The sequence below is a fragment of the Komagataeibacter kakiaceti JCM 25156 genome (genome assembly GCF_000613305.1).
On the sequence record NZ_BAIO01000537.1, the window covers coordinates 1 to 1,524 of the forward strand.

Sequence of the window (1,524 nt, forward strand, 5' to 3'; positions counted from 1 at the left end):
GTCGCCGGTGATCATGGGCGGACGCGGCGCCCATGAAGCGCCCTCCGCATCATGAACGATTTCCGCATCCTGCTCATCCATCGCCGAGAACAGGGAGGCGAAGGAAGGATCGACGCTGTTGGGATCGGCCGCCCAGCGCGCATACAATTCAGCCAGATAGGCCGTATTGGCGCCGCTGAATGCGGTCGAAAGAATATCTACGCCCGCCATATTGAAGACATCTCCTCGCTGGCGGCCTTTGTGGCCGCGCTATTGTCGGGTCCGGCTGTCATGTCCGGCCCGATTTTGTATCGCTACCCTAGCCGCACCCGTTTCGGGATGCCGCCATCATTCATCAGGATCAGGTCTGCTTGCCGCGCATACTGACATTTTCGTGCATATGCCGGATCCTGAAGGCGTCCCGGCGCACATGTCCATATCCACAGCCACACTCCCGGCCGATGAGAACTCGCCCATACCCAAGCAAAGACAGTGCCGCTTGCCTACCGCCCCATCAGTCACACCACCGCCATAACCGTCACGATGGCGTGACCCTGCCGCCACCGCCGCCCGTCATGCGCAAAGATGCGGCAACTGCATGTAGGCCGCGCTCTGCATCTCCTCCAGCCGGGACGCGGTGCGCTCGAACGCGGTGGCCCCCTGCCCGCTGGCGTACAAGGCGTCAGGCCCCACATCGGCGGAGGCGAACAGCTTGACGTTCTGTTCGTACAGGGTGTCGATCAGGACGATGAAGCGCCTGGCCTCGTCAAAATTGTCCGGTCCCATGCGGGGCACGCCATCAAGCACCAGGTTGGGAAAGCGCGTGGCCAGCGCCAGATAGTCACCCGCCCCCAGCGGCCTGCCGCACAGATCGGCGAAGCTGAACCGCGCGACCGGCCCCGCCGCCTGCGCCACCTTCAGGCTGCGGCCCATGATGTCCAGCGTGACCGGCCGGACCGGCGCGCCCGCCGCCAGCCGCGTGAAGATCGAATCGAGCGCGCAACGGGCCGCGGCGTCAGCCGGGGTGATCCATGTCTGCATGCCATGCGCGTTGCCACGCCGGTAATCACGCGGAGAATCGAGGATGACGGTATCCACCTCCTTCAGCATCGTGGCGATGAAGGGGCGGAAGCGTCGGCGCCGGGGCGGTCCTGAAACAGGTCTTCGGGCCGGGTGTTGGACGTGGCGACCACCACCACCCCATCAGCGAACAGATAGTCGAACAGGCGGCCCAGAATCATGGCGTCCGCGATGTCATTGACCTGGAATTCGTCAAAGCAGAGCAGCCACGCCTCCTGCGCGATCTGGCGGGCCAGCGGCGGAATCGGGTCGGCCAGATCGGGATCGGCGGCTTTCATGTCATGCAGGCGCTGGTGCACGTCCTGCATGAAACGGTGGAAATGCACCCGGCGCTTGTGCTCCACCGGGGCCAGGCTGAAGAACAGGTCCATGAGCATGGTCTTGCCACGCCCCACCTGCCCGACCATGTACACCCCACGCGGGCGAACCGGGGCCGGCGCGGGGTGGGACAGGCCCAGCCGCGCC

The 1,524-nt window shown here is 65.1% G+C and carries 1 protein-coding gene and 1 pseudogene; both read right to left on the reverse strand.

Features of this window, described 5'->3' with window-relative positions; translation table 11 throughout:
• The coding region (locus JCM25156_RS25480; RefSeq protein WP_034960460.1) for a 2-oxoglutarate dehydrogenase E1 subunit family protein at positions 1-210 on the reverse strand (210 nt) is incomplete at its 3' end.
• Between the two features lie 342 nt (positions 211-552).
• Positions 553-1,524: pseudogene (gene zapE / locus JCM25156_RS25485) on the reverse strand (cell division protein ZapE); the annotation flags it as partial.